The organism is Xanthomarina maritima, assembly GCF_008084905.1.
Lineage (GTDB): Bacteria > Bacteroidota > Bacteroidia > Flavobacteriales > Flavobacteriaceae > Xanthomarina > Xanthomarina maritima.
Genome location: NZ_VSFC01000049.1, coordinates 58,284 through 64,607, shown reverse-complemented (window position 1 = coordinate 64,607; position 6,324 = coordinate 58,284). Strand labels below are relative to the sequence as shown.

The following is a 6,324-nucleotide window of genomic DNA, read 5'->3' as shown; positions in this document are numbered from 1 at the left end:
AGTCGCCATGACAATAGCAAAAGTCCAAACGCTATCGCGTTCCAGCCTTTTTTTATGTCTCTTCACTTACGTGCGAGCACGAGTTCAAGCCATAAAAAAAGCCCTGCACTTTCGTGCAAGACTTTTGCTGCTGTAGCGAGACCGAGATTTGAACTCGGGACCTCTGGGTTATGAATCCAACGCTCTAACCAACTGAGCTACCTCGCCTTATAATTGAATTATTTATAGAGTTTTCAATTAAATTCTCTGTAAGTTAAAAATAAGTCATTCTAAATACATCGAACTCTCCTTTTTAACGGCTGCAAATATAGAAACAAATTTAAAGAGAGCAAACATAAATTTGTATTAATTATTTTTTAAAATAGTTTTAAAACTTATTAATTAATGTATATATTGAGCGCTGTAAACATAAATTATATAATGGACGAAAAAATAAAATTTGAAATGGAGTTTCCCATTCACGCTTCACCTCAATTGCTTTATCAATATATATCTACACCTTCTGGTTTATCAGAGTGGTTTGCCGAAAATGTAAATTCTCGTGGTGAACTTTTTAAATTCATTTGGGATGGTGTTGAAGAACAAGCTAAACTAGTAAGTAAAAAGAGTGGCGAACGTATCAAATTTAAATGGCTTGCAGACGAAGAGCCTGCTTATTTTTTTGAATTAAAAATTCAAGTAGATGAAATTACTAAAGACGTAAGCATTATTGTTACAGATTTCACAGAGGAAGACGAACTAGAAGAGGCTAAAATGCTGTGGGAGAATCAGATCTCAGATTTAAAACAGGTATTAGGTTCTGCATAGAATTTTTCTACTTTATTAACTTATATTTGTCCCGAATTTATTTCGGGATTTTTTATGATCAATTTTAACGGTAATATAGTTGAAGAAAAGCAAGTAATTTCTATTAATAATAGAGGTCTAAATTATGGAGATGCCCTGTTTGAAACCATCAAAGTATCTCATGGAAAATTACTCTTTTGGGAAGCTCATTATTTTAGATTAATGGCTTCTATGCGTATACTTAGAATGGAGATTCCTATGAATTTTACAATGGAGTTTTTACAAGAACAAATACTCGAATTAATATCGTATAAAAGCCTATTAGATAGTTCTGTAAGAGTTAAATTGTTTGTTAATAGAGAAGAAGGTGGCTTGTATTTACCGGATACAAACAACATAGATTATTTAATTACTGTAAAACCAATAGAATCAGATTTTTACTTGTTAAATGATGCCACTTATCAAGTAGATTTATTTAAAGATTATTATGTATCTCCAAGTTTATTATCTACTCTTAAAACTAACAATAAAGCACTTCATGTAGTTGGAAGTATTTATGCACAAGAAAATAAGTTACAGAATGCTCTTATTTTAAATACAAACAAACAAGTTGTAGAGGCCTTAAACGGAAATCTATTTTTAGTTAAAGACCAAGTTATTAAAACGCCTCCATTAACAGATGGTTGTTTAAAAGGGATCATGCGAAAACAAATTATTGAATTAGTTAAACAACTCCCTGATTATCGTATCGAAGAAGCATCTATATCTCCTTTCGAGCTTCAAAAAGCAGATGAATTATTTATAACAAATGTAATAGTAGGATTACAACCTATTACACAATATAGAAAGAAGAGTTTTAAAACGGAAGTTTCTAAAGCACTGCTACAGAAATTAAATGTAAAAATAAGATTAGCTAATTAATTGGAACTTGGATCTTCTGGAGCATTAGACCAGATACTGTATTCTCCACCTAATTCAACCATTTTTTCTTTCCAAAAGGATTGGTAGTCTTTTTCAATAATAGATTTTTTATAAATGTTTTCGGTAACTACCCAGGAATTAGTTTTTAATTCTTCATTTAATTGGTTAGAGTCCCAGCCAGAATATCCTAGAAAAAATCGGATGTTATCCTCACTTAACTCATTATTTGCTATAAGTTCGGCAACTCTATCAAAATCTCCTCCCCAATAAATACCTAAAGATATTTCAATACTATTAGGAATTAATTCTGGTACTTTATGTATAAAATATAAATTATCTTGTTCTACTGGACCACCATTATAGATTTTAAATTTGGCTTTAACCTCAGGTATAAGGTCTTGAATAGTATAGTCTAAAGGTTTGTTAAGAATGAACCCTATAGAACCTTCTTCTGTATGATCTGCTAACAAAACAATAGAGCGATTAAATGATACATCTCCAATAATAGAGGGTTCTGCGATTAACAAATCACCTTTTTTGGGCTGTATTGTTATCATATGATTGAGGATTAGTAATTAAATGTAAGATTTTTTTTTATAAATACAAATTGTATATACAAAAAAAGCCTTCAGGTAATGAAGGCTTTTAGGATATAAAAAAGTTAAAAACTAGTTTACAGCACTCGATAAATCCGAACCTGCTTTAAACTTAACTACGTTTTTAGCTTTAATTTTTATAGTCTTTCCTGTTTGAGGGTTTCTTCCTTCTCTTGCAGCTCTTTTAGAAACTGACCAAGATCCAAATCCAACTAAAGAAACTCTGTTACCTTTTTGTAAAGCTCCTTCAATTTCAATTAACGCACATTCTAAAGCCTTTTTTGCAGCTGCTTTAGTAATTCCTGCGTGTTCTGCCATAGCATCGATTAAATCTGATTTGTTCATAATTTAAATTTTAATTATTAATAAATTGTTGGTTAAACATTTTTTGTTAAATCCTTTACAAATTTATACGGATTCTTTAACCATGCAAGTAATAGCAAGGGAAATACACTAGATTGTTAATAACTTATGGCATTTGTTAATAAAGGTTATGCATTTTATCGATTTTTTTATAATATCAATAAGAATAAGGCTTTAGAGCATTTTTGCTAATTCATGAAAAGAATAGCCATTTAAAAGCGATTTGCTATCCATTTTTCGCTTTCCTGGTAGTTTTAATTCTTTAATATTTATAAAACCATTTGTTACTGCAACTTTAAGTTCTTTCTTAGTTGTAATTAGATGTCCTATTGGAAAATGATGCAATTCTTTTTCTATGGTTGTTTCATATATTTTTACTTCTAATTGGTCATCTCCATTTTGTAAATAACTCCATGCTGCTGGATATGGACTTAGCCCTCTAATTTTGTTATAGATTTGTTCTAAGCTGTCATTCCAATCTATTTTACAATTGTTTCTGTCTAATTTATAAGCAGTTTTAGTTTCTTCTTTTGGCTGTACAGTTGTATGAACCTGATTGGTTTCAATAAGCTTTACGGTTTCTAAAACCAATTCACTTCCAGCATACATAAGCTTATCGTGTAAGCTTCCTGCATCTTCTTTTGGATCTATATCAACTGTGCTTTGAAGTATAATTTCTCCAGTATCTATTTTTTCATCAATAAAAAAGGTGGTAACTCCTGTTTTTGTTTCCCCATTAATAATGGCCCAATTAATTGGTGCTGCACCTCTATAATCTGGTAATGAAGAAGCATGTAAATTAAAGGTGCCATATTCTGGCAGTTGCCATACCACTTGTGGTAACATTCTAAAAGCAACAACTATCTGTAAATTAGCTCGAAGATTTCTCAGTTCATTTACAAAGTCTTCGTTTTTTAAATTTGTAGGCTGCATAACATGCAAGCCTTGAGACTTGGCATACACTTTAACAGCACTTTCATTGAGTTTTCTGCCTCTTCCAGCTGGTTTATCTGGAGCTGTTATAACACCTACTATTTGATAATGGTTTTCAACCAAAGTTTTTAAAATGGAAACAGCAAAATCTGGAGTTCCCATAAATACAATTCTTAAATCTTTCATGACTTATTTAATTTATAAGTGTTTCTGTCGGTAATCTTTATTAATTCATGTTCTAAAAGTAATTTAATAGCTGAATGAATCTCTTTTTCTGAACATTCTATAAAGCTAACTAGTTCTCTAGAGCTTAAATCTGTTTTATCTAATGCAATTAAGATTTCCTTTTTAATAATGTCAAGGTCTTTACTATTAGGTTTTGGTTTTTTAGTTATACAAACCGAGCAAATCCCACAATCTGTTACATCTGTTTCTCCAAAATAGGAGAGTAGTTGCACACTTTTACAAATACTATTATTTTCAATATAGCGTATTACAGCATGCACCTGTTTGTATTTTAATTCGTTTTGTTGTTCTATATAATGAGAAATTCTGTTTATGGCCTTATCGTCTTCTCTAGGTTGTAAAAAGGTTATTTCAGAATCTGTTGTCGATAAATTTAAGGATATAATCCCATCTTTTTCTAATTGCTTTAATGCTGAAAAAACTCGAGCTTCTGTAACATTTGCTTTTTCTGAAACAAGAACAGAATTTATTTTTATATCGTGTTCAAAAATACCACCGTAAGTTCTTAAAATAGATTTTACGATAATATTTATATCAGAATGTGTTTCTAAATATGAAAACAACCTGTTGTTGCTAACTATAAATTGCAAACTAGTTCGTTTGTTAAATTGTTTAGAAAGGCTAATAATACTAGTTCTATCTAATAACTGAATTGTATTATAGGTTAACAAACTGTTTAACTGGTAGGTTTTACAAAATAGATTAAAATTAAAATCGAACAGAATGTTTTGACCTTCGCCATAAGAAATCTGAAAATAATTACTTAATTTTCTGTAAATATGCTTCACATCATTTACAGTTGGAAGCACATTTAAAAACTGATTTTTAACCAGGAGCACATCACTTTTATTTTTTAAAATAATAGCAAAAGCCTTATCTCCATTTCTACCAGCTCTTCCAGCTTCCTGAAAATAACTTTCTATACTCTCAGGTAAATTTAAGTGAATAACTGTTTTAACTTCTGGTTTATCAATTCCCATACCAAAAGCATTGGTAGCAACCATAACCTGTTTCTGATTGTTAATCCATTCGGTCTGGTTGGCCTCTTTAAATTTATTGGATAAACCACCATGATAAGTTGTAGCAGAGATGCCTTTTTTATTTAAAAAATCAGCAATCTCTAAAGTCAACCTTCTACTTCTTACATAAATAATAGAAGATTGTGAGTATTTTTTTAAAATGCTTTCTAATCTAAAATGCTTATCATCTTCATCAAAAGTCATATAAGCCAAATTAGAACGCTCAAAAGACTGTTTGAATATTTTTGGTTGAATAAAATCCAGTTCTTCAACAATATCAGTTACAACTTCAGGAATAGCCGAAGCCGTTAAAGCAATACAATTGACACTTGGTTGTATTTGCCTCAATATTTGAATGTTTTTATAAGCAGGTCTAAAATCGTTTCCCCATTGAGAAATACAATGAGCTTCATCTACAGCAATAAGATTCACGTTCATTTGCTTTATCCTATCTTGAACTAATTCTTGTTGAAGTCGTTCTGGAGAGAGGTAAAGAAATTTGTATTTCCCGTAAATACAATTGTCTAAAAGCGTATCTAATTCACTGGATGAAATACCACTAGTGATGCTTAATGCTTTAATGCCTTTGATTTTTAAGGCAGCTACCTGATCTTTCATTAAAGCAATCAATGGTGAAACCACAATACAAATCCCATCTTTAGCCAAAGCAGGAATTTGAAAGCATAACGATTTTCCTCCTCCAGTTGGTAATAATGCAAAGACATCTTCACCTTCTAAAACAGCCTCAATAATATCCTCTTGAAGTGGTCTAAAGGAAGTGAAATTCCAATAACGTTCTAATATGTTTATGGGATGCTGCATGACAGCTAAATTAAAGTGTCAAGTAAAAAATCCACTCTATTTTCAATGGTATCAAATGGAATATCTATTAAATTATAATCGTATTTATTATAGGTGTTAAGTAATTGATCATGAATTTTTATAGCTTGGTCAAAGTTTTCATAGCGTTCATTATCACTTATAAAAATATCTTGCCAAGGAGCTAGTACATATACTTGGTCGTATCTGCATGTATGGCATGCTTTTTCAAAAGTTTTAGGATAATTTTCTTCAGCATAATCCATATACGCCAAAACATCTGGAACACCTCTATCTATAAACACTAAAGAACTTTCAGCTATTTTGGCTTCGTAATATTGTTCAATTCTACGTTTTAATAAGCGTTCACTAAACAACAAGGGGTTGGTTAAGAATAGTTGTTCAATCCCATCTTTTCTGGCATCTAAAATAACTTGTCTTGAAATTTCTTCAAGGCAAATATAATTTCTTTTAATTAATTCGTTTATTAAAGATGTTTTACCAGTTCCTGGTCCTCCAGTAATAACTATTTTTTTTGAGCTCAAATTGGCAAGATTTTAGCTGTAAAATTCGGAATTTAATTCAGAAATAAAAAATGCATAGGAAATAGTATCTTTGTATTTCAAATATTTAAGTGTAAA

The 6,324-nt window shown here is 30.6% G+C and carries 7 protein-coding genes and 1 tRNA gene; 2 read left to right on the top strand and 6 right to left on the bottom strand.

From position 1 onward, the window contains the following. Window positions 1-133: 133 nt before the first annotated feature. Window positions 134-207: transfer RNA gene (locus FVF61_RS09120), tRNA-Met, on the bottom strand. Between the two features lie 213 nt (window positions 208-420). Between FVF61_RS09120 and FVF61_RS09115 the strand changes: the two genes are divergently transcribed. Next, entirely contained in the window at window positions 421-807 is a 387-nt protein-coding gene (locus FVF61_RS09115; protein ID WP_148455530.1) for an START-like domain-containing protein, read from the top strand. A gap of 54 nt (window positions 808-861) precedes the next feature. Beyond that, on the top strand, window positions 862-1,707 hold the full coding sequence (locus tag FVF61_RS09110) for an aminotransferase class IV (protein WP_148455528.1): 846 nt from the start codon (window positions 862-864) through the stop codon (window positions 1,705-1,707). On the opposite strand, the gene FVF61_RS09105 is transcribed toward FVF61_RS09110, so the two are convergent. The 5 genes from FVF61_RS09105 to FVF61_RS09085 all read right to left on the bottom strand — a co-directional run bounded on the left by FVF61_RS09105 (window position 1,704) and on the right by FVF61_RS09085 (window position 6,228). Then, on the bottom strand, window positions 1,704-2,264 hold the full coding sequence (locus FVF61_RS09105) for a YqgE/AlgH family protein (RefSeq protein ID WP_148455526.1): 561 nt from the start codon (window positions 2,262-2,264) through the stop codon (window positions 1,704-1,706). The genes FVF61_RS09110 and FVF61_RS09105 overlap by 4 nt on opposite strands. A gap of 111 nt (window positions 2,265-2,375) precedes the next feature. After that, window positions 2,376-2,648, bottom strand: coding sequence for an HU family DNA-binding protein (locus FVF61_RS09100; protein WP_148455525.1), 273 nt, complete (start codon window positions 2,646-2,648; stop codon window positions 2,376-2,378). Between the two features lie 192 nt (window positions 2,649-2,840). Then, a complete protein-coding gene (gene fmt / locus FVF61_RS09095; protein WP_148455523.1) occupies window positions 2,841-3,785 on the bottom strand; it encodes a methionyl-tRNA formyltransferase in 945 nt (314 codons plus the stop codon). Continuing rightward, on the bottom strand, window positions 3,782-5,686 hold the full coding sequence (locus tag FVF61_RS09090; protein ID WP_148455521.1) for a RecQ family ATP-dependent DNA helicase: 1,905 nt from the start codon (window positions 5,684-5,686) through the stop codon (window positions 3,782-3,784). Before FVF61_RS09090 ends, fmt begins: the two co-directional genes overlap by 4 nt. Before the next feature lie 5 nt (window positions 5,687-5,691). Beyond that, entirely contained in the window at window positions 5,692-6,228 is a 537-nt protein-coding gene (locus FVF61_RS09085) for an AAA family ATPase (protein ID WP_148455519.1), read from the bottom strand. Window positions 6,229-6,324: the final 96 nt, after the last annotated feature.